Annotated in this window: 22 protein-coding genes; 12 read left to right on the top strand and 10 right to left on the bottom strand. The window is 66.7% G+C overall.

Features of this window, described 5'->3' with window-relative positions; all coding sequences use genetic code 11:
* Positions 1-15: 15 nt before the first annotated feature.
* The 5 genes from A5747_RS21320 to A5747_RS21335 all read right to left on the bottom strand — a co-directional run bounded on the left by A5747_RS21320 (position 16) and on the right by A5747_RS21335 (position 4054).
* On the bottom strand, positions 16-720 hold the full coding sequence (locus A5747_RS21320; protein WP_076128030.1) for a hypothetical protein: 705 nt from the start codon (positions 718-720) through the stop codon (positions 16-18).
* A complete protein-coding gene (locus tag A5747_RS25660; protein WP_255376723.1) occupies positions 717-845 on the bottom strand; it encodes a hypothetical protein in 129 nt (42 codons plus the stop codon). The genes A5747_RS21320 and A5747_RS25660 overlap by 4 nt, the downstream gene beginning before the upstream one ends.
* A 16-nt stretch (positions 846-861) precedes the next feature.
* Positions 862-1656 (bottom strand): CbbQ/NirQ/NorQ/GpvN family protein, encoded by a 795-nt coding sequence (locus tag A5747_RS21325; protein ID WP_076128033.1) that lies wholly within the window; start codon positions 1654-1656, stop codon positions 862-864.
* Entirely contained in the window at positions 1653-3182 is a 1530-nt protein-coding gene (locus A5747_RS21330) for a nitric oxide reductase activation protein NorD (protein WP_076128036.1), read from the bottom strand. The genes A5747_RS21325 and A5747_RS21330 overlap by 4 nt, the downstream gene beginning before the upstream one ends.
* A 161-nt stretch (positions 3183-3343) precedes the next feature.
* Complete coding sequence (locus tag A5747_RS21335) at positions 3344-4054, bottom strand: hypothetical protein (RefSeq protein ID WP_076128038.1); 711 nt, start codon at positions 4052-4054, stop codon at positions 3344-3346.
* Between the two features lie 272 nt (positions 4055-4326).
* Here A5747_RS21335 and A5747_RS21340 point away from each other — a divergent pair, with 272 nt between their 5' ends.
* Entirely contained in the window at positions 4327-5430 is a 1104-nt protein-coding gene (locus A5747_RS21340) for a dihydrodipicolinate reductase (RefSeq protein ID WP_076128041.1), read from the top strand.
* A 37-nt stretch (positions 5431-5467) separates the two neighbouring features.
* On the opposite strand, the gene A5747_RS21345 is transcribed toward A5747_RS21340, so the two are convergent.
* Positions 5468-6067, bottom strand: a complete 600-nt coding sequence (locus tag A5747_RS21345) for a TetR/AcrR family transcriptional regulator (RefSeq protein WP_076128044.1) — start codon at positions 6065-6067, stop codon at positions 5468-5470.
* A 209-nt stretch (positions 6068-6276) separates the two neighbouring features.
* Between A5747_RS21345 and A5747_RS21350 the strand changes: the two genes are divergently transcribed.
* The 3 genes from A5747_RS21350 (at position 6277) to A5747_RS21360 (ending at position 9032) form a co-directional block, all read left to right on the top strand.
* Entirely contained in the window at positions 6277-7065 is a 789-nt protein-coding gene (locus A5747_RS21350; protein WP_076128046.1) for an SDR family NAD(P)-dependent oxidoreductase, read from the top strand.
* 61 nt (positions 7066-7126) lie between these two features.
* Positions 7127-8209, top strand: coding sequence for a dihydrodipicolinate reductase (locus A5747_RS21355; protein WP_076128048.1), 1083 nt, complete (start codon positions 7127-7129; stop codon positions 8207-8209).
* A 4-nt stretch (positions 8210-8213) separates the two neighbouring features.
* Complete coding sequence (locus tag A5747_RS21360; protein ID WP_076128051.1) at positions 8214-9032, top strand: mycofactocin-coupled SDR family oxidoreductase; 819 nt, start codon at positions 8214-8216, stop codon at positions 9030-9032.
* Between the two features lie 5 nt (positions 9033-9037).
* Here the strand turns inward: A5747_RS21360 and A5747_RS21365 are convergent, their stop codons facing one another.
* Positions 9038-9664: a TetR/AcrR family transcriptional regulator gene (locus A5747_RS21365; RefSeq protein WP_076128053.1), complete on the bottom strand. Its 627-nt coding sequence runs from the start codon at positions 9662-9664 to the stop codon at positions 9038-9040.
* 225 nt (positions 9665-9889) lie between these two features.
* Between A5747_RS21365 and A5747_RS21370 the strand changes: the two genes are divergently transcribed.
* Together A5747_RS21370 and A5747_RS21375 are read left to right on the top strand one after the other, a co-directional pair.
* Entirely contained in the window at positions 9890-10972 is a 1083-nt protein-coding gene (locus A5747_RS21370; RefSeq protein WP_083700587.1) for a cytochrome P450, read from the top strand.
* A complete protein-coding gene (locus tag A5747_RS21375; protein ID WP_083700580.1) occupies positions 10969-11922 on the top strand; it encodes an SDR family NAD(P)-dependent oxidoreductase in 954 nt (317 codons plus the stop codon). The genes A5747_RS21370 and A5747_RS21375 overlap by 4 nt, the downstream gene beginning before the upstream one ends.
* Positions 11923-11928: 6 nt before the next feature.
* On the opposite strand, the gene A5747_RS21380 is transcribed toward A5747_RS21375, so the two are convergent.
* Complete coding sequence (locus A5747_RS21380) at positions 11929-12621, bottom strand: hypothetical protein (protein WP_076128059.1); 693 nt, start codon at positions 12619-12621, stop codon at positions 11929-11931.
* A gap of 78 nt (positions 12622-12699) precedes the next feature.
* On the opposite strand from A5747_RS21380, the gene A5747_RS21385 reads away from it, so the two are divergent.
* The 4 genes from A5747_RS21385 to A5747_RS21400 are packed head-to-tail and all read left to right on the top strand — an operon-like array spanning position 12700 to position 17176.
* The gene (locus tag A5747_RS21385; RefSeq protein ID WP_076128061.1) at positions 12700-14211 is read left to right on the top strand and encodes a carboxylesterase/lipase family protein; all 1512 of its coding nucleotides are present in this window, start codon (positions 12700-12702) and stop codon (positions 14209-14211) included.
* 18 nt (positions 14212-14229) lie between these two features.
* Positions 14230-16230, top strand: coding sequence for a phosphotransferase (locus A5747_RS21390; protein WP_076128063.1), 2001 nt, complete (start codon positions 14230-14232; stop codon positions 16228-16230).
* A gap of 38 nt (positions 16231-16268) precedes the next feature.
* Positions 16269-16757 (top strand): gluconokinase, encoded by a 489-nt coding sequence (locus A5747_RS21395; protein WP_083700581.1) that lies wholly within the window; start codon positions 16269-16271, stop codon positions 16755-16757.
* A 5-nt stretch (positions 16758-16762) separates the two neighbouring features.
* Entirely contained in the window at positions 16763-17176 is a 414-nt protein-coding gene (locus tag A5747_RS21400; protein WP_076128241.1) for a DUF2784 domain-containing protein, read from the top strand.
* On the opposite strand, the gene A5747_RS21405 is transcribed toward A5747_RS21400, so the two are convergent.
* Positions 17148-18143: a DoxX family protein gene (locus A5747_RS21405; RefSeq protein WP_076128067.1), complete on the bottom strand. Its 996-nt coding sequence runs from the start codon at positions 18141-18143 to the stop codon at positions 17148-17150. The genes A5747_RS21400 and A5747_RS21405 overlap by 29 nt on opposite strands.
* Before the next feature lie 104 nt (positions 18144-18247).
* Between A5747_RS21405 and pncA the strand changes: the two genes are divergently transcribed.
* A complete protein-coding gene (gene pncA, locus A5747_RS21410) occupies positions 18248-18808 on the top strand; it encodes a pyrazinamidase PncA (RefSeq protein ID WP_083700588.1) in 561 nt (186 codons plus the stop codon).
* Positions 18808-19608 carry a ketosteroid isomerase family protein gene (locus A5747_RS21415; protein ID WP_076128069.1) on the top strand — a complete coding sequence of 267 codons (801 nt, stop codon included), beginning with the start codon at positions 18808-18810 and terminating at the stop codon, positions 19606-19608. Before pncA ends, A5747_RS21415 begins: the two co-directional genes overlap by 1 nt.
* Positions 19609-19631: 23 nt before the next feature.
* Here the strand turns inward: A5747_RS21415 and A5747_RS21420 are convergent, their stop codons facing one another.
* Entirely contained in the window at positions 19632-19982 is a 351-nt protein-coding gene (locus A5747_RS21420; RefSeq protein WP_076128071.1) for a DoxX family protein, read from the bottom strand.
* Between the last annotated feature and the right edge of the window lie 74 nt (positions 19983-20056).

The raw sequence follows: 20056 nt of genomic DNA on the forward strand, positions 1-20056 counted from the left end.
GCAGTGCTCCTAAACCTAGTCGGTAAAGATTTCGCGGTTGACGGTGTGCAGATAGGGGATGGCCAGGAAGGGGGTGATGTAGAAGATGTCGTAGAGCCACCAGCCGACGACCGGGAACACGACGCCGGCGTACCGCACGTCGGCGTACATGGTCATGTTGAACACGTAGGCCGACCAGATCACCACGCCCATCCAGCAGGTGATGATCATCCACTGATGGCCCCACCGCTTCATCTGCAAAAACCCGATCGCCGCGGCCACTCGCATGGAGAACACCGTCAGGATCAGCCCCGCCACGTAAGCCTTTTCGCCCGGCCCGGCGGCGCCGCCGACCCACAGCTCGTTGTAGTGCCAGAAGTACCCCGCGTCGAACATGTTGCCCCACCCGACCATCAGCACCCGGTTGATCAACGTGTGGTTGGCGACTAAGTCGAGCGCCCAGCCCAGGCTGTTGAGCATTCCGTCGATCAGCACCAGATAGCCGATCAGTGTCACGATCATTGGCCGAACCGACAGCCCGGCGCGCAGGGCTTGACGCTGCAGCCAGACCCCACGCATGAAGATGGGGAATCCGATCAGCCCCGGAGCCCACATGCCCATTAGGGCCGCGCCGGCGATCATCCACTTGTCGGCGCGACGCTGTGCCTGGCGGGACTCGTCGTGGTGACGCTCCAGGCTGACCGAGCCGCCTGAAAGCCGGTTGAGCAGAGGAAGATTCACAGATCCCACCACCCGCGGGCAAACGACATATAGAGCTGGATTCCGAACATCACCGCCAAGTAGCCGTAGATCATTATCTGGAAGACGATGAGCGCCCTCTTGCGTTTCCGCTCTTTCAGATCCATGCCAACCGGCTCCTTTCTAAGTTTTCGCGGCGGCCAGGCTGGCCGCCGCCACTTCACGCAGACCGTCGGTGACCGCGCCGTCGGTGCTCAGCGGCGCGAGTATGCAGGCGTCTGCCGCATCCAATTCGGTTGCGCCGGCCGCGATCAGCTGCGCGGCCGTGACCAACACCCGAGTCGACGGCGGCTCGAAGTGAAAGGCTTCGTCTGCGGTGCGGATCGCGAGGGCGCAATCGACCAGTCGCCGCGCCGTCGCGACGGGAATTCCGGATTCGGCGGCAATCACCTCGGCCTCGCGGTCGGGCGGCAAATAATTCATCGCGAGCGTGACGAACCGCTGGCGGAACGACGGTTTGAGCTCCTTGAGCGAGCTGCGGTATGCGGGGTTGTACGAGCACACCAGCATGAAGCCGTCGGGCGCCTGCACCACCTCGCCGGCGCGGTCGAGGAACAGCGAGCGCCGGTGATCGGTGAGCGAATGCAGGATCGCCAACGAGTCGTGGCGGGCTTCGACGACCTCGTCGAGGTAGCAGATCGCGCCGGCCTTGACAGCCCGGGTCAACGGGCCGTCGGTCCACACCACGTCGCCGCCGGTCACCATGAAGCGCCCGACGAGATCGGAGCTGGTGAGATCGTCGTGGCAACTGATGGTGACGACGGGCCGCCCCAGCAGCAGGCCCATGTGCTCGACGAACCGGGTCTTGCCGCACCCGGTCGGACCGGTGAGCATCACGGGCAGGCGCCGCTGGAAGGCCTGCTCGAACAGCTCGACCTCGTTGCCGTTCGCGGAATAGGTATCGGTGGCGGCGTTCATGCGGCGACCAGTTCACGATGGACATGGGCCAGTACCCGCGGAAGCTCCTCGATGCGCCGAATCCGTTGGGACCGGCGAGGACCGAACACCTCCGGGAGGGGATCGACTCTGGTCGGTCCCACGCCCACGTAATACATCGACACCCCGGCTTCGCTGGCCTCCTCGACGGCGTGCGCGGCGTCCGCCCAGGCATAGCGGCCCTCGTAACCCTCGTCGGAGATCAGGCCGTCGCCGATCACGATCAGCAGGCGCCGTTCGGATGGCTGCGCCAGCAACCGGCTTGTCAAATGGCGAAGTGGCGCACCGAGTCTGGTGTATCCGCGGGCGGACAGCCCCAGCCCGCTTGGCGGTACAAACCGGCGGTCGTGGAAGTCCTTCAGGCGGCGCACTTCGACTCGATGACGGGTGTTGCCCGTGAACACGAAGACGCCATGACGCTCGCGCGCCAGCGTCATCGCCCGCGAAAGCGCATCGGCACAAGCCAATTCCAGCCGGAAGATTCGCCCGCCATGCACCCCGAGCGACGAACTGCCGTCGAGCAGCAATGCCGTGGTGACGTCGCGGCCGCTGGGCAGCAGGTCGCGGAATATCCTTGGCTCCTTGGCCTCGCCGGTCGTGAGATCGGCATAGTGGCGCACGTATTCGTCGACATCGAGGTCGGAGCCGTCTTCGAGGCGGTTCGTCATCGCGCGGTGGGTGTGTTCTTCGAACCACTTGCGGACGTCGACGGTCACGGGCGCCGGCCCGCGGACGCTGCGGGTGTCCGCGGTCTCGACGACGGCGACGTGGTCGCGCATGAATCGCTGCGTCCACGCGTTCCATTCGGGGTAGGGAATGCCGGGCCGGTGTTGCGGGGTGAGGTCGAGATCGTTGTCTTGCGGACGGCTCGGCGGAGGCAGGTTGGGGTTGCGGACGCCGCCGTCGCCGCCGACGGGGACCGAATACGGCCGCGGAACCCGTTGCTGCGTTGTCGTCCAGGGCATCCTGCCGAAACTGCGTCGCAACTTGTCGGTCCATCCCCGTGGCAGCGTGTAGGCCATCGGCAAGTCGCCCAGTAGCGGATGGGTCGTCAAGGCTCCACCCGTCGCGGCCAGTGCGACCGCGCGGTTGAGCATCTCCTCGGCGTTCATGTCGCCGGCGTCGGCGCGGACTTCGGGTAGTAACCGGCGCAGCTCGGGTAGCAGGCCGGGCCAACGCGCGCCTATCCAGCCGACGGCGACGCCCGCTTCGACGAGCGCGAGCGCCCGCAGTTCGCGTGCGGACAGCTCGTTCAGCCCGTATTCGGTGATGCGTTCCTTGGACGGCGAACATTGCAGCGCCACACCGCATGTCAGGGTCCTGCACGTCCAATCGGCCATGGCGGGGTAGGGGATATGGACGAAGGTCAGCCCAGCATTCAAACCGAAGCGGCGCCGCTCACCCGTGACGAGCCGGGCGCCTTCGCGGCGGCGGTCACTCAACGCCACCGCCGTCACGGCACAACGTCTTTCGAGCGCCATCGCATGGAGGTCGGACCCTTCAGCCATCGCGGGAGCCGCTCAAAACGTGCCGATGTTGGAGAACAACCAATACCAAAACCAGATGATCAGGCCCGTGCCGCCCCAAGCGGCGACGTAGCGAAGGATTTCCCAGAGATAGCCCACGATCCGACCTCCTGATCATCGAATTCAGCTGTGGTTGCCGCGTATCAGTCGGTGAAGAGTTCACGGTTGACGGTGTGCAGATACGGGATGGCGAGGAACGGGGTGATGTAGAAGATGTCGTAGAGCCACCACCCGACGACCGGCAGCACGACACCGGCGAAGCGCACGTCGGCGAACATCGTCATGTTGAAGACATAGCCGATCCAGATGACCACCCCCATCCAGCAGGTGACGACCATCCACTGGTGGCCCCACCGCTTCATCTGCAGGAAGCCGATGGCCGCGGCGATGCGCATCGTGAAGACGGTCAGGATTAGCCCTACCTCCCAGGCTTTTTCGCCGGGGCCCGCCGCGCCGCCGATCCACAACTCGTTGTAGTGCCAGAAGTAGCCGGCATCGAACATGTTGCCCCAGCCGTTCAGCAGGACGCGGGCGAGCAGGGTGTGGTTGGCCACCAGGTCGAGCTCCCACCCGACGGCGTTGATCGCCGCGTCGATGATGACCAGGTAGCCAAGCAACGTAACGAGCATCGGACGAACCGAGAGCCCGTCCCGTTGCGCCCGACGCAACAACCGGACCCCCCAGAGGAATAGCGGAAGCCCAAAGACGCCTAGGGCCGCGCTGCCGATCAGCAGGCTGCCGGAGATGAGCCACCTGTCGGCTCGGCGCTGCGCGAGCTGCGATTGCTCCGCGTGCTCGTCGAACGTCGGCCCCGATGGGGCGGCGGCGCGCTGGTGCAGCTTCGGCAGATTCACGAACCCTCCCCGTTAATCGACGCCGATTGAGCGGTGGGTGCACTATAACAGGCTGACTTTAGTCAGCAACAGAGGTTGATGGGATCGCCAGGGGTTGGTGTGCATGCCCGAGCAGCCGCGATGCGACATTGATATCCGGAGGTCCGGCTGGGATCACCGAACCGCTTCCGCGACTATCCACTGACAGCAGTCAGGACGTTTGCCATTGACACGGCGTCGGCGAAACGCCTACGCTCAGCGAGCGCTCAGCCTCTCAGGCCAAAGGAGTTGCAATGACGCCCGAATCGTCTGCGGAGCGGAAGTATCGCGTAATCCAGTGGGGCATAGGTAATGTCGGGACGGTCGCGCTCCGTCATTTTGCCCACAATCCCGCCTTCGAGGTGGTGGGGGTGCTCTGCAACCGCGCGGAGAAGGTCGGCAAGGACGCCGGCGAGCTCGTCGGTGTCGCGCCGATCGGGGTGCTAGCCACCACCGACAAGTCGGCGATTGAAGCGATTGACGCCGATTGTGTTTTCTACGCGCCGCTGTGGTCTGATCCCGACGAGGTCTGCCGCCTGCTGCGTTCGGGCAAGAATGTCGTTGCGTCGGGCGGCGCGTGGTGGTTTCGCACCGAGCACAGTCAGGCCGATATCGACAAGATCGACGCAGCGTGCCACGAGGGCGGGACGTCATTCCACGCGGGCGGTGTCAACCCGGGGTTCGCCGGAGACCTGCTCGTCCTGACGCTGGCCCGCATCGTGAGCCGGATCGACGCCATCCACATCTACGAGGTGGTGAATTTCGGCAAGGACACCTTGAAGTACCTGCACGAGATGGGGATGGGGAACACTCCCGAAGAGTTCCGGGCCGGGCCGAATCTGCTGGGCAACGCCTGGCCGCTGTTCGCCCAGTCGATGGCCATGGTGGTCGACGGCCTCGGGATGACCGTCGACAGGTACACAACCGAGGTCGAACTGGGAACAGCCACCCGGGACATCCCGTACGAAGGGGGACCGACGAGCGACATGCCCGGCTTCAAGGGCTCGATCAGGAAGGGCACGGTCGCCTCCCAGCATCACAAGTGGACGACGTGGGTCGACGGTAAGCCGCTCATCACCTTCCACGAGATGTACACAATGGACGAATACGATGCCATTGAGCCGCAGCCGGATTGGGGCGGACACTATCATTACCGCATCGTGATCGAGGGCGACGAACCCACCGAGCTGATCCTGCAGGCGCCGGCGGATCCACGGGGTAACTACCCCAAGCCGGGCTACACCTGGACCGCAATGGGCCCGGCGAATACGGTTCCGGCCGTGTGCGAGGCCGCGCCGGGGTTCCTCACCCATAAGGAGCTCGGCCTGGTGCCGTTGCGCGGGCTGGTGCGCTCGTAGCGACGGGCGTTGCGGCGCAGGCGTTTCGCCGCACGGTTCAAGGCTGCAAGCTTCGCAGCATCCTCGCCACGTAGTCCTCCAGTAGATCGTGACCGGTGGGCCAGTGGTTCGTGGTGATCAAGAGAGAGTAGAGACCCAGCAGGAAGAACACCGCGCTGTTCATGGGATTGACTTGCGGATCCGTCTCTCCGCGCTCTTGGGCAAGCGCGATTTCCTGGGCGACCAAGACCACCAAAGGGTGGTCCCTGCCGTCTTCGGTGGGCGGACGAGTTTGCGAGAAGTGCAGCGCGAGAAAGTCATTGAACAGGTGATAGCCCAGCCGGCGTTCCAATCCGATCACCAGGCGGACGGCCTCGTTGAGGGCGGAGCCAAGATCATGCTTGGACTTCAGGAATTGAGCGAATTGCTTGGCGATGCGCTCCTCTTCGCGACGCTCCAACTCCAGCAGCACATGCTCTTTGGTGGGGAAGTGAAAGAAGAAGGTGCCGTGGGCGACTCCCGCGGCGGCCACGATGGCGCTCACGTCCGCTTCGGCCATCCCGGCGCGCGCGAACTCCGCGATCGCGGCGCCCATCAGGCGCTCCCGCGTCTGCAGGCGCTTGGCTTCTCGCGCAGACACCCGGTCCGTCACAGCCATTTCTTTCCTCACGGTTGACCCGACTCATACCAGAGCATCGCGGCTAACAGATCATTATGCCGTGTTCTTGCCAAAAAGGCTTGCACAACTTGATCACTATCGCGGAGTCGGCGCCGACACGGATGACGATCCCACAAATTCGTTGACTGTAGTCAGCAAGAGTCATAGATTGAACGGCGCACCTACGCACGATCCCGAAGGAGCCCGGCATGGCATTGGAGCAATTCCGGCTGGACGGACAGGTCGCGATCGTCACGGGTGCCGGGAAAGGTGTCGGGGCGGGCATCGCCCGGGTGCTGGCGGAGGCCGGGGCCACGGTTGTGGGGACCGCGCGCACCGAAGCGGATATCGTTGGCACGATTGAGGGTATTGAGGCCGCGGGCGGCAAGGGCCTGGCGCTCGTCGCGGACGCGATGAGTCGTCCCGACGGGCAACGCGTCGTGGACACGGCCATGGAGCGCTTGGGCCGCATCGATATTCTCGTCAACAATGTCGGCGGGTCTACCTACGCGCGTTTTCTGGACATCACCGACGAGGATTTCCGGCACACGTTTGACTGGTGTGTGACCTCCGCGTTCATCATGAGTCAGCTCGCGGCCCCGCACATGCTCAGTGCCGGGCACGGTTCCATCATCAACATCTCGTCGGGCTCGGCGCGGTTCGGCATTCGGGCGTTGACCGCGTACTGCGTCGCGAAGGGTGGTCTCGAGGCCCTGACGCGCGCCATGGCGCAGGAACTCGCGCCGAAAATTCGCGTCAATGCCATTGCCCTGGGTTCGTTCGCCACAGATGGCCTGCGGGGGAGTCTGGATTTGATGCCCGGGTCGCTGGAGAAGATGCAAGAGGCCACGCCGCTGCATCGGCTGGGCGACGTCGAGGACCTCGGACGGCTAGCGGTCTATCTCTGCACTCGCGACTGCTATGCGACCAACGCGACCTTCCATGTCGACGGCGGCATCGACTCGAACAATTCGCCGCTGCCGATACCGGACTACTGACCCGGGCCGCGATTCAACGCGTCATGATGGGTCTTCACCCACCAATGAAGATGAGGTCACCGTGCGCAGAGTCATCCAATTCTCGACCGGCAACGTCGGGCGGCATTCGTTGCGGGCGATCATCGGCCGGCCAGATTTGGAATTGGTCGGCGTGCACGCCGCCAGCGCTGACAAGATCGGCCGGGATGCAGCGCAGCTGTGCGGACTGGACCAACCGACCGGCATCGTCGCCACCGACGACGTCGACGCCCTGGTCGGCCTCGGCGCCGACTGCGTGGTCTACACATCGCAAGGTGAGACCCGGCCGATGGAGGCCATCGAACAGATGGCGAAATTCCTTGCGGCGGGGACCAACGTCGTCGGTACGTCGATGGTGTGGCTTGTCGCGCCCCACCACGCCGACGACTGGTTGCGAGTGCCCCTGGAGCGCGCCTGCGCGGAGGGCAACTCGTCGTTGTATGTCAACGGCATCGACCCCGGCTTCTCGGGCGACACACTGGTGCACTCCGCGGTCAGCCTGACCACCCGCGTCTCGTCGATCACCGTGCAGGAGATCTTCGACTACGGAAACTACGATGATGCCGAGTTCACAGGTGCCGCAATGGGTTTCGGAACCACCGCGGACGACGATTCGCCGATGATGTTCCTGCCCGGGGTGATCGTGTCGATGTGGGGTGGTCAGGTGCGCAGCTTGGCGGACAATCTCGACATCAAACTCGACGACGTGCGCCAGCGCTGCGAACCTTGGTATACGCCCGAGCGCATCGACTGCACGATGATGACGGTCGAGCCCGGCCAGATGGCCGCGGTTCGGTTCGCCACCGAGGGCGTGCGCGACGGGGAGCCGGTGATCACCCTCGAGCACGTGACAAGGCTTACCTCGGCCGCAGCGCCCGACTGGGAGTTCCCCCCGGAGGGCCACACCGGTGTGCACCGCGTCGTCGTAGCGGGTGAACCGCGGGTGGAGATAAACACTCACGTTTCCCATCCCGTCCTTGATGCCACTGAAGCGGGCTGCATTTCAACGGCGGGCCGGGCGGTCAACGCGATCGATTGGGTATGCTGCGCGCCCCAAGGCCTGGTCGCAGTGGAGGACATCCCGCTATCCGCGACGATGCGCGGCGTGATGTGGAACGAGCACTAGGCGCATGGCGGAATCGAAGCGGGGCCGCGTCGCCGGTAAACGCATCCTGATCACCGGGGCGGCCCGCGGCTTGGGGCGCAGCCATGCGCTGCGGCTCGCCGAGGAGGGCGCCGACCTCATCCTGATGGACATCTGCCAGTCCCTGCCGCAGATCGAGTACCCCTTGGCCGGCACGGAAGACCTCGACGAAACGGTACGGCTGGTCAACGAAATCGGCTGTCGCTGTGTGAGTTATGTTGTCGACGTCCGCGACGAAGAGCGGCTGCGCGCGGCTGTCGACGACGCGGTCGGCGAACTGGGGGGACTGGACGGCGCGGTGGCCAACGCCGGCGTGCTCACGGTCGCGTCATGGGACAGGACCACTGCCGATCAGTGGCGCACGGTGGTCGACGTGAACCTCATCGGGGTGTGGAACACCTGCGCGGCGGCGATACCGCACCTGCTCGAACAAGGGGGAGGCAGCCTGGTCAACGTCAGCTCCGCCGGCGCCGTCAAGGGCTTTCCGCTGCAGGCGCCCTACACAGCGGCGAAGTACGGCGTCGTCGGCCTGACACTCGCGTTGGCCAACGAACTTGCCGCGCAGAACGTTCGCGTCAACACCGTGCTTCCGACCGGCGTCCCCACCGGGATGGTCCCGCCGTCGTTCGGGCCCCTCCTGGGCGAGCGACGGTCCGACCTGATCCCCATCTTCGTCAACGCGATGCCCACGCCGGCTGTCGAGCCCGCCGACGTCAGCAACGCGGTGCTGTTCCTGCTATCGGACGAGGCGAGATACGTGACGGGGCTACAGTTCAAGGTCGACGCCGGGGTGACCATCAACTAGATCGCTCACAAACGCCAGCTGCTGGGCTCCGAGACGCGCCAGGGAGCGACGGCCGGCAGCGGCTTTGCCTCGGCGATCGATATCGCGTCAAGAACCAGGGCAACGTAGCGTCGCCAGCCATCGCTGCCCGGATCCATCGTCGGCAGCACGGAATACAGCATCGCGATCAGGCGCGGAAGATCGTCAGCGACCAGGTCGGCGCGCACCAGCCCGGCCCGCTGGCCCCGCCGAACAAGCTCGTGCAGGGCCTGGTTCAGCGAGTCGGAGATGTCCGCGGTCAGCGATCCGGCCCGGTGCACGGCGGTCAGCAGGTGACGTTCGCGTGCGCCGAGTCCTATTGCCGCCCCGATCAATTCGTTCAGGCCACGCAGCGGGTCGTCCGCGCGCCGCGCCTGCTCGATCGCCGGCATCAGATCCTCGGCGATGCTCTGATCCAGGGCCGCGCGGACCAGGTCGGCCTTGGCCGGGAACCTGCGGTACAGCGTCCGCTCGCCGACACCCGCGCGCCGGGCGACCGCTTCGATGGGCGCATCCGGTCCGAGCTCGCCGTAGACGGCCCGCGCGGCGCGCAGGATGCGCTCGGCGTTGCGGGCGGCGTCCGCTCGCAGCGGCCGGTCCTCGATGGCGGTCACCAAGACAGCTTAACTGACAGTTGACTGCCAATTGCCGGAGTTCTACGCTCATGCAATTGACAGCTATCTGCCACTTAATGGGAAGCGCCGGTGACGCCAACAACTTCCGCCTCGTGCTCCGATACCGAAGTCCCCGTGCTTCCGGTGCCGCGGGCGGCGCACTGCCCGCTCAAGCCGCCCGCCGAATTCGCGAGTTGGCGGGAGGAGCCGGGGTTGCGCCGGGCGATGTACCACGGACATCCGGCCTGGGTGGTGAGCCGCTACGCGGACATCAGGGCGGCGCTGGTGGATCCGCGCCTGTCCGCGAAGACCATTCCGGACGCGATCATGCCGACCGACGCCGACAACAACATCCCCGTGATGTTCGCGCGGACAGACGATCCCGAGCACCAGCGGTTGCGGCGCATGATGACCAGCAACTTCACCTTCAGGCGTTGCGAAGCGATGCGCCCGCAGATCCAGGAAATAGTCGATCATTATCTCGGCGAGATGATCGGCCACGGGCCACCGGCCGACCTGGTGCGCAGCTTTGGCCTGCCGGTGCCGTCGCTGGTGATCGCGCTGCTGCTGGGGGTGCCGCCCGAAGATCTCGGGCTCTTCCAGCGGCATACCACCACCGGGTTGGACCAGAAGTCCTCCGACGCGGAGAAGGCGCAGGCGTTCGGTGCCATGTACGCCTATATCGAGGAGTTGGTGGGGCGCAAGGAGCGCGAACCAGGCGACGACCTGATCAGCCGGCTCGTCATTGAATACGTGGCCACCAATCGGCTCGATCATGCGACCGCCGCCATGAACAGCGTGATCATGATGCAGGCGGGCCACGAAACCACAGCCAACATGATTTCGCTGGGAACCGTTGCGCTGCTGCAACATCCCGATGTCTACGCCAGGCTCGGTCAAACCGACGACCGGGCCGCCGTCGCCAACATCGTCGAGGAGCTGATGCGTTACCTCACCATCGTGCACAGCCAGGTCGATCGCGTGGCGACCGAAGACCTCACGATCGGCGGGCAGCTGGTCCGCGCCGGGGAATACGTGGTGATGAACCTGCCCGCCGGAAACTGGGATGCCGCCTTCGTGGACGATCCGGAGACCTTCGATGTCGATCGAAACACCCGCGGACACTTGGGGTTCGGCTACGGCGTGCACCAGTGCATCGGCCAGAACCTCGCCCGAGTCGAGATGCAGGTCGCGTTCGCGACACTGGCGCGCCGGTTGCCGTCGCTGAAGTTGGCCGTACCGCCGGACGAGCTGAGGTTCAAGGACGCCGACATCTACGGGATGAAAGAGTTGCCGGTCACTTGGTGACCAACCCGGTGCAATTCGACGACCGGGTCGCGGTGATCACCGGCGCCGGCGGGGGATTGGGCAAGGAATATGCCCTGCTCCTCGCCTCGCGCGGCGCGCGCATCGTGGTCAACGACACGGGCGGCTCGGTGACGGGCGACGGTTCGGATGGCGGCGCGGCCGACGCGGTCGCGGAGGAGGTCCGCCAAGCCGGGGGCGAGGCCGTCCCCGATACCCACAGCGTGACGACTCCTGAGGGCGGAAAGGCGATCGTGGACACCGCCATTCGCGCTTGGGGCCGGGTGGACATCGTGATCAACAACGCCGGGATCGTGCGCGACGCGCCGTTCGAGGACATGACCGCCGACCTGCTCGAGCCCCTGCTGGACGTGCACTTGAAGGGCGCGTTCCACGTGACTCGGCCGGCCTGGAAAGTCATGCGTGAGCAACGCTACGGCAGGGTGGTCAACACCTGCTCGGCCGCCGGAATCCTTGGGGCCGAACGCATGAGCAACTACGGCGCGGCCAAGACGGGTTTGATCGGCCTCACCCGCGTCCTGGCGGCCGAGGGGGCCGATCACGACATCAAGGTGAACGCTGTCGCCCCGATCGCCTACACCCGAATGCTGGCGCACTCCGTCGACGGCGCGGGTCTGCAGGGGGACGCATCAGCGCAAGCGGTACTGGACGACCTTGTGGGCCAGTACCTTCGGAAGCTCGACCCGGCGCTGGTGGCTCCCGTGGTGGCCTTCCTGGCACACCACGATTGCCCCGTTTCCGGGGAGATCTACACCGTCGGCGCCGGACACGTCGCGCGCTTCTTCATCGGGAGGACAACGGGTTTCTACAGGCCCGCGTTGTCCATCGAGGATGTGCGCGATCATCTCGGCGAGATCCGGGACGAAACCGGTTACACCGTGCCCGGCGGTCCGGCCGACGAAATGAGCCAGCTCTTCGCGACGATCACCTAGCGCGGCTCAGCAGCTGAACGCAACGCCGACGCCGTCGGGCGCCGGCACCGACCGCAGGCAACCGAATGGCTGGACGCCGGCGGCGGCGAACCGTACCGCCGACTGGTGGGCGTAGTTCACGCAGAACAGTCCGGTTTCGTCGGCGCGACAGCGATTGTCGTCGTACGACAGCGAGTCCCCGTTCGCCAACTCGGGTCCATTGCCGTTGACGAATGGACCCGGGTCGGCACGGGCCGACCCGATCTGCAGTTTCGTGCCGTCGAAGTCGACCCAGCCGCCCTTCCATTCGCCGTAGGCGGTCTCGGGCCGGGGCGGGGGATTGGCGAGGTCGACCAGACAGGCCAGCGCGTTGCCGGTGTGCTTGGAGTCCGTCATGCACACGACTTTGCCGGTCGCGGCGGTGAAGGCGATGTCGTTACCCAACGGCGTGGCGACCCCGTCGCGCGTCACGGTGTGATAGCGACCGGGATCGGCGGGATGACCGGCCTCGATCCACGCAATGACGTCCGGCATCGCCGCCCCGGCGGCGGGCGCCGTCGACGGCGCGGGAGGTTTGCTCGACGAGGGCCCGGCGGCTGTCGGCGAGAAGCCCGATACCGCTGTGGTGTTGGGGGGCTGCGTCTGCCCCGAGTGGCTGCTGCCGGCGTGGGAGCATCCAGCGATCAGCAGCGACAGGGCGATCAGCGCGGTGATCCGCATTCCGTCAGGCTAGCCGCCACGCACCGGATTTAGGTGCTCCGCCCGCCCTACGTACGTAGTGTCGGCTACCGTCGGGTTATGCATCAGCGCAGCATCCGCGCACGCACCGCCGCCGGCATCGTTGAAGGCTTCACCCGCGACGGCGTGCACCGCTGGCGATCCATCCCGTACGCTCGCCCCCCGGTGGGCAGGCTGCGCTTTCGGGCGCCGCAGCCGGCCCAGCCCTGGTCGGGTGTGCGGCATTGTCACGGCTTCGCCAACTGCGCGCCCCAACAGCGTCGCTACACGATGCTGGGGGTTGGCAAGTACCAGCCGATGAGCGAGGACTGCCTCACCCTCAATGTCGTCGCACCCGAATCCGGCCCCGAATCCGCCGAACGGCTGCCGGTGATGGTCTTCTTTCATGGCGGCGGGTACATCATGGGCAGCTCCGCGACCCCGCTGTACGACGGTGCCGCGCTGGCTCGACGCGGTTGCGTCTACGTTTCGGTCAACTATCGGCTGGGCGCGCTGGGCTGTCTGGATTTGTCGTCGCTGTCGACACCGGACGTCACCATCGACAGCAACTTGTATCTGCGCGATCTGGTGCTGGCCCTGCAGTGGGTCCACGACAACATCGCGGAGTTCGGCGGCGACCCGGACAATGTCACCATCTTCGGTGAAAGCGCGGGCGCCTGCATCACCGCCACGCTGTTGGCGGTGCCCGCCGCCGAAGGCCTGTTCGCCCGGGCGATCTCGGAGAGCCCGGCGTCGGGCCTGGTGCGGTCGAAGGAGATTGCCGACGAGTTCGCCATCCGGTTCGCCAACCTCCTCGGGACCCGTACCCAAGACGCCGCCAACGCGCTGATGCAGGCCTCCGCGGCCCAACTGGTCGACACGCAGGACCGGCTGATCGACCAGGGTATGCAAAAACGGCTGGGAGCCTTTCCGATTGGGCCGGTCATCGGCGACGACTGCCTGCCCGTCGACCCCGTCGAGGCGATGCGCACCGGCCGGGCCCACCGAGTCCCGCTAATCGTCGGCACCAACGCCGAAGAGGGCCGGTTGTTCACCCGCTTCCTGCGGATGCTGCCGACGAACGAAACGATGATCGAAGAGCTGCTGGCCGACACCGAACCGGCTGCCCGCGAACGCATTACCGCCGCCTACCCGGACTACCCGTCGCCCTCGGCGTGCGTGCAGCTCGGCGGCGACTTCGCGTTCAGCTCGGCGGCCTGGCAGATCGCCGAGGCCCACGGCGGCCACGCGCCCACCTATCTGTACCGGTACGACTACGCCCCGCGGACATTGCGGTGGTCGGGCTTGGGAGCCACCCACGCCACCGAATTGCTGGCCGTCTTCGACTTCTATCGCACCAGGTTCGGTGCGTTACTGACCGCCGCGGCCGATCAGCGCGCCGCGCTGCGAGTGAGCAACCAGGTGCAGCGGCGTTGGCACAGCTTCAGCCGCACCGGGGTGCCGGGCGACGACTGGCCCGCCTACACCTCCGAGGACCGTGCCGTCATGGTCTTCGACCGCAAGAGCCGCATCGAGTTCGACCCGCACCCGCAGCGCCGGATGGCATGGGACGGCTTCTCTTTGGCGCAGTGAACTGGCACGCTGACCCCCATGCACGCCGACACCGAACGAGTCATCGAACGCCCCGCTGACCTCAGCGCCTCCTGGCTGACCGCTGCCATCGGCGCCGGGAGTGTCGCCGGTTTCGCCGTCGAGCGCATCGGTACCGGCCAGATGAGCGAGTGCTACCGCGTCCGGCTCGACTACGCCGCCGACTCGCCCGGACCGGACTCGGTCGTGCTGAAGGTCGCGGCAACCGATCCGGTGAGCCGGCAGACCGGCCTGGCGCTGGGCCTCTACGAGCGCGAAGTCCGGTTCTACGGCGACATAGCGCCGCGGCTCGGCGGGCCGATCGCGCCGTGCTACCACGCCGCGATCGACACCGCGACCGGAGCTTTCGACCTGCTTCTCGGCGATGCCGGGCCGGCGGTCGTCGGCGACGAAATCGCCGGCGCCACAACCGAACAGGCTACCCTGGCCGTCGCCGAACTGGGACGGCTGCACGGCCCACTGCTCGGCGACACGTCACTGGCCGAAGCGCCCTGGCTCAACCGGGACGCGCCGCTCAACCAGGCGATGATCGCCCAGCTCTACGCCGGATTCATCGAGCGCTACGGCGACCGGATCGCCGCGGAGCACCGCGCGGTGTGCGAACACCTGATCGCCGCCTTCGACGGGTACCTGGCACAGGAATCCGAACCGAACCGAATTCAGGGCCTGGTGCACGGTGACTATCGGCTGGACAACATGCTGTTCGGTACCGCCGACGCCGACCGCCCGCTGACTGTCGTGGATTGGCAGACCGTGTCCTGGGGTCCGGCACTGACCGACCTGGCGTACTTCCTCGGTTGTGCGCTGTCGACCGGCGATCGCCGCGACGGGTACGACGCGTTGCTGCGCGCCTACCACGATGCGCTGGGACCGGCGGCGCCCCTCACCGTCGACGACGTCGCCGAAGGTGTGCGCCGGCAAAGCTTTTTCGGCGTCATGATGGCCATCGTCTCGTCCATGCTGGTGGAACGCACCGAACGTGGTGACCGGATGTTCATGACGATGCTGGAACGGCACTGTGACCATGTGCTCGACACCGACGCGTTGGCGACGCTGCCCAAAGCCGCGGTGCCGGAGCCGCTGCGCCCCTCGGCGGACGACGAGCTCGCACACCCGCCGACCGACGAGCCGCTGTGGAGCGAGAGCTGGTATGCCGACTTCGCCGATGCGGCACAGGGATTGGGCGGTTGGTTCCGCATCGGCCTGGTGGCCAACCAGCGGACGGCATGGGTTCATGCACTGCTGTGCGGGCCCGAGATACCGACGGTCGCCGTGGACACGCAAGTCCCGCTGCCGGCGGACCCGTGGCTGCTGAACACCGACGCCTTCGAGGTCCGCCACTGCGCGGCCGCGCCCTTGCAGACCTACAGCGTCGACGTCCGGGCCCGGGCCGAGGCCTACGACGACCCGGCGGCCTTGTTGCGCGGCGAGCCCGGAACTCCCGTCGACATGACGATGCATTTGGTGTGGGCCACCGACGGCACCCCGTACACCTACCGGCTCACGACGCGGTACGAGATCCCATGCACCGTCTCGGGCACCGTCACGGTCAACGACATCAGCTACCGCGTCGACTCCGTCCCGGGGCAGCGCGACCACTCGTGGGGCGTGCGCGACTGGTGGAGCATGGATTGGATATGGAGCGCGCTGCATCTCGACGACGGCACGCACCTGCACGGCGTGAACATCCGGATTCCCGGCGCACCCGCTTTCAGCATCGGCTACGTTCAGGGCGCGGACGGCAAGGTGAGCGAGCTGCAGACCGTCGGCTCTCGGGAACCGTTCGGCGCCAACGGGTTACCGCTGAACGCGACGCTGACCCTCGATCCGGGCGGCATCACCGCGGACATCGACGTGCGCGGCCACGCGCCGGTACGCCTGGTCGCCGCCGACGGGCGGGTGAGCCACTTCCCGCGCGCCTGGGCCGCCGTCAGCACACCGGACGGCCGCACCGGCGTTGGTTGGGTGGAATGGAACCGCAACCTCGGCGATCCGACATAACCCCGGCCCCCGATGCCGCGCCGTCACCCATTGTGGTGATGGGTGTGTCCGGTTCCGGCAAGTCGACGGTGGGTTCCGCGCTCGCACAACGCCTGCGGGTTCCTTTCGTGGATGCCGACACCGTGCACCCAAAGGCCAACGTGGTCAAAATGACCGCCGGCGAACCGCTCACCGACGACGATCGCTATCCGTGGCTGGAGCGGGTGGGTCAGTGGCTGGCCGGCCACCGCGACGGCGGGGTGGTGAGCTGCTCGGCGCTCAAACGCCGATACCGCGACCGATTGCGCGCGCACTGCCCAGGCGTCGAATTCCTGCACCTGAACGGTTCACCGGAAGTGGTCAACCGCCGGATGTCGGCCAGGACCGGCCATTTCATGCCGCCGGCATTGCTGCGGTCGCAATTCGACATCCTGGAACCCCTCGGCGCCGACGAGCGTGGCGTCACCGTCGACATCGAACACGGCGTCGGCACCATCGTCGACGCCTTCTTGAAAAGCTGGGCGCCACAGTGGAACTCGGGCGGATAGACCTCATGTACCAATCCGTGGTCGGGCTCGTCGTCCTGTTGCACTTCGCCTTCATCGGTTACGTCGTCGTCGGCGGTTTCCTCGCGCTTCGCTGGCCGCGCACGATCTGGCTGCACGCCGCGGCGGTGATTTGGGGCATAGCCATTGCCGCCCAACGCGTCGACTGCCCGTTGACCTGGCTCGAACGCTGGGCCCGCGCCCGCGCCGGAATGGGGCCGCTGCCGGCGGACGGATTCATCGCCCACTACATCACCGGGGTGATCTACCCGGCGGGTTGGGTGGTCGGCGTCCAGCTCGCCTCGTTCGCGGTCGTCGCGGTGTCATGGGCGCTGTACGCCCGACACCGCGCCAAGCAGCGTCGAGCCAACCGGTCCCAGAACGACCGTGCGGCTACCAGGGACGCCGGCGACGGGTCCTGACCCCGCCGCCGACTCGGTCACGCGCGGTGTCGGCCAATTCACTGCCCTGTTGGCGGGCGGCCTCGGCGAGCTCCACGCCGCGCGCCCGAGCCGTATCGGCGAGCTCCACGCCGCGCGCTCGCGCCGTATCGGCGAGCTTCTCACCACGCTTGCGCGCCTTCTTTGCCAGCGGCCCGCTCTTTTCGGCCGCCGTACTTGCGAGTTCCTCGCCGCGTTTGCGTGCCCTCTTCGCCAGTGGCGCGCCTCTCTCGGCGGCGGTGCTGGCAAGCTCGCGCCCGCGCTCGAGTGCGGCCTCGGCGTAGGGCGCGCTTCGCTCGGCGGCGGTACTCGCCAGTTCGCGGCCACGTTCGAGTGCGGCCTCGGCGTAAGGCGCGCTTCGCTCGGCGGCCGTGGTCGCCAGCTCGCGCCCGCGCTCGGCTCCGAGCTGCAGGCCGTGGACGATTTTCTCGCCGAGTTCGCCGAAGTCGGCGTCGAGCGTGTCCTGCGAGCCCGGCAGCGCCGATGACACCCGCTCGGACAGGCGGGCGGCCGCGTGGCGCCCGCGCCATCCCAGCGACGGCTTGCCGGCGGTGTCCGCGGACGCGATCACCAGCCCGCCCACCAGGCTCAGATCTTTCAGGAATGCTTGGCGCAACTCGGCTTTGCGCTGCGGGTCGTTCTCGGTCCAGAACATGTGCGTGCCGAGGTTGGCCGGTAGCACTGTCAACGCCAGGGCGGCCGACGCGACGCGTGGCAGCTTGCCGGTGGCGAGCAGCAGGCCGCCCCCGATCTGGACGGCCGCGGTGATTTGCGCGAACGTCTGGGGGTCGCTGGGAATCTTGCTGCCCACCGGATCTGGCAGCGACTGCAGGCCGTCTACCGCGGGGGCCGCGGCTTCCGCCGCCGACTTGGGGTTGAGCAGCGATTCGACGCCTTGGCCGATAAACGCAACGGACAAGAGGGGTCGTGCGATTCTGCGGATCAACATGGCAGGTGGGTTACCCGACGCTTCGGCAAACAAACCGACGCCGCATCGCCCCAGCTGTCGGCGGTCGTGCCGGTGCGAAGCCCGGCGGCGATACGCTGGATCGCGTGCGAGCGTTGATCATCGTCGACGTGCAAAACGACTTCTGCGCGGGCGGCTCGCTGGCCGTAGCGGGCGGCGCGGCCCTGGCCACAGCCATCAACGACTATCTGGCGGGCCGGCCGGGCTACCAGCACGTCGTGGCCACCCAGGACTTTCACATCGACCCGGGCGACCACTTTTCCGACGAGCCGGATTTTTCGACCTCGTGGCCGCCGCACTGCGTCGCGGGCAGCTTCGGTGCCGATTTTCATCCTGACCTCGACACCGGTCCGATAGAGGCGGTCTTCCGTAAAGGCGCCCACGCCGCCGCGTACAGCGGCTTCGAGGGGGTCGACGAGAGCGGGACACCGCTACTCGACTGGTTGCGACAGCACGATGTCGACGAGGTCGACGTGGTCGGAATCGCCACCGATCACTGCGTCCGGCGCACCGCCGAAGACGCTGCCCGTGCTGATCTGACCACCCGCGTCATCGTGGACCTCACCGCGGCCGTGGCGCCCGATTCGGCCGCGACGGCCCTGGCCGAGATGCGATCCGCCAACATCGAGTTGGTGCAGAGCCGCTGATGGTGGTGCCACTGGACCGGGAGCGTCTGCTTGCCGCGGTGGAGCGCTCGCCGCAGGCGGTCGCCGCTCATGACCGCGACGGCTGGGTGGGCGTGTTCACCGCCGACGCACGGGTTGAGGACCCGGTCGGCTCGCGGCCGCATGTGGGGCGCGAGCAGATTTGTCGCTTCTACGACACCTTCGTCGGGCCGCGTGACATCGCCTTTCATCGCGATCTCGACATCGTCTTCGGCACCACCGTGCTGCGTGACCTCGAGCTCGAGGTGTCGATGGGTCCGGCCGTGACGATGTACATCCCCGCCGTCTTGCGCTATGACCTCCGAGAAGCCAACGGCCAGTGGCAGATTGGCGAGCTGCGGGCCTACTGGGAATTGCCCGCGATGATGCTGCAGTTCCTGCGGCGCGGATCCCGAGCCGTGACGCCCGCCCTGCAGCTGTCACGGGGCCTGGTTGCCAATCAGGGGTGGCGGGGGACCGCGGGCTTCATGGCCGGCTTTCGGCGGGTCGGGGCGCGGCACAAGAGAATGGCGGAGGCTTTCCTCGGCGCCGTCGCACGCAAAGACTTGTCCGCCGCTTTGTGCTCACTATCATCCAGTGCCGCAATAACTTTGGGCGACGACGATCCGCGTGACCCCGCCGAACTCGTCGAGCAACTCGCCGGGGCCAGCTGGAGCAAGGTGATCGGCGCGGGTACGACGGTCGCGGTCTCGGTCAACTCGGATCATGGGCGCGGCATCGTGTTCGCCGATGTGGTCCGGCGGGCCGACACGATCGACCGGATCCGGTATTTCCCCTCCTGACCTCGCTCCCTGCCCGACGTAGCTCAGTGGGCGACCATCAGCGCCAGCGCCGCGGCCGACAGGCACAAGAAGGCACCGGGAAACGCGATGTTGTAGAGGATGCGGGCCCGCAGGTGCGTGATCACCGCACCGACAAAGAACAGGACCAGACCGACGGCGGCCGCAATTCCCAAGGCCCGCAGCCCCAGGAGCCCGACGATCAGCCCGGCGGCGCCGGCCAGCTTCGCCGCGCCTAGCGCCGGCAGCCAGGACCGTGGCACCCCGACCTCGGCCGAGTTTGCTAGCACGAATTTGGCGGGAACGAGGTCTGCGACGGCAATGGCCGCGGTGACGACCGCGGTGGTCACAGTTACCGCGATGAATGTCGTGTTCATTGGTCAATCCTGGTGGGGCGCACAATCGGTAGGGTCATGGTGCTGGGTCTCCTTTGCGACAGAGGGTTCGATGG

The sequence above is a fragment of the Mycobacterium sp. IS-836 genome, from assembly GCF_001954275.1.
Classification (GTDB): domain Bacteria; phylum Actinomycetota; class Actinomycetes; order Mycobacteriales; family Mycobacteriaceae; genus Mycobacterium.

What these genes read in the sequence shown, in the direction of transcription:
- A5747_RS25660 (WP_255376723.1), bottom strand. Translation starts at nt 845, where the DNA reads ATGGATCTGAAAGAGCGGAAACGCAAGAGGGCGCTCATCGTCTTCCAG.
- A5747_RS21325 (WP_076128033.1), bottom strand. Translation starts at nt 1,656, where the DNA reads ATGAACGCCGCCACCGATACCTATTCCGCGAACGGCAACGAGGTCGAG.
- A5747_RS21330 (WP_076128036.1), bottom strand. Translation starts at nt 3,182, where the DNA reads ATGGCTGAAGGGTCCGACCTCCATGCGATGGCGCTCGAAAGACGTTGT.
- A5747_RS21340 (WP_076128041.1), top strand. Translation starts at nt 4,327, where the DNA reads ATGACGCCCGAATCGTCTGCGGAGCGGAAGTATCGCGTAATCCAGTGG.
- A5747_RS21345 (WP_076128044.1), bottom strand. Translation starts at nt 6,067, where the DNA reads ATGGCTGTGACGGACCGGGTGTCTGCGCGAGAAGCCAAGCGCCTGCAG.
- A5747_RS21350 (WP_076128046.1), top strand. Translation starts at nt 6,277, where the DNA reads ATGGCATTGGAGCAATTCCGGCTGGACGGACAGGTCGCGATCGTCACG.
- A5747_RS21360 (WP_076128051.1), top strand. Translation starts at nt 8,214, where the DNA reads ATGGCGGAATCGAAGCGGGGCCGCGTCGCCGGTAAACGCATCCTGATC.
- A5747_RS21370 (WP_083700587.1), top strand. Translation starts at nt 9,890, where the DNA reads ATGTACCACGGACATCCGGCCTGGGTGGTGAGCCGCTACGCGGACATC.
- A5747_RS21380 (WP_076128059.1), bottom strand. Translation starts at nt 12,621, where the DNA reads ATGCGGATCACCGCGCTGATCGCCCTGTCGCTGCTGATCGCTGGATGC.
- A5747_RS21385 (WP_076128061.1), top strand. Translation starts at nt 12,700, where the DNA reads ATGCATCAGCGCAGCATCCGCGCACGCACCGCCGCCGGCATCGTTGAA.
- A5747_RS21390 (WP_076128063.1), top strand. Translation starts at nt 14,230, where the DNA reads ATGCACGCCGACACCGAACGAGTCATCGAACGCCCCGCTGACCTCAGC.
- A5747_RS21395 (WP_083700581.1), top strand. Translation starts at nt 16,269, where the DNA reads ATGGGTGTGTCCGGTTCCGGCAAGTCGACGGTGGGTTCCGCGCTCGCA.
- A5747_RS21400 (WP_076128241.1), top strand. Translation starts at nt 16,763, where the DNA reads ATGTACCAATCCGTGGTCGGGCTCGTCGTCCTGTTGCACTTCGCCTTC.
- A5747_RS21405 (WP_076128067.1), bottom strand. Translation starts at nt 18,143, where the DNA reads ATGTTGATCCGCAGAATCGCACGACCCCTCTTGTCCGTTGCGTTTATC.
- A5747_RS21415 (WP_076128069.1), top strand. Translation starts at nt 18,808, where the DNA reads ATGGTGGTGCCACTGGACCGGGAGCGTCTGCTTGCCGCGGTGGAGCGC.
- A5747_RS21420 (WP_076128071.1), bottom strand. Translation starts at nt 19,982, where the DNA reads ATGAACACGACATTCATCGCGGTAACTGTGACCACCGCGGTCGTCACC.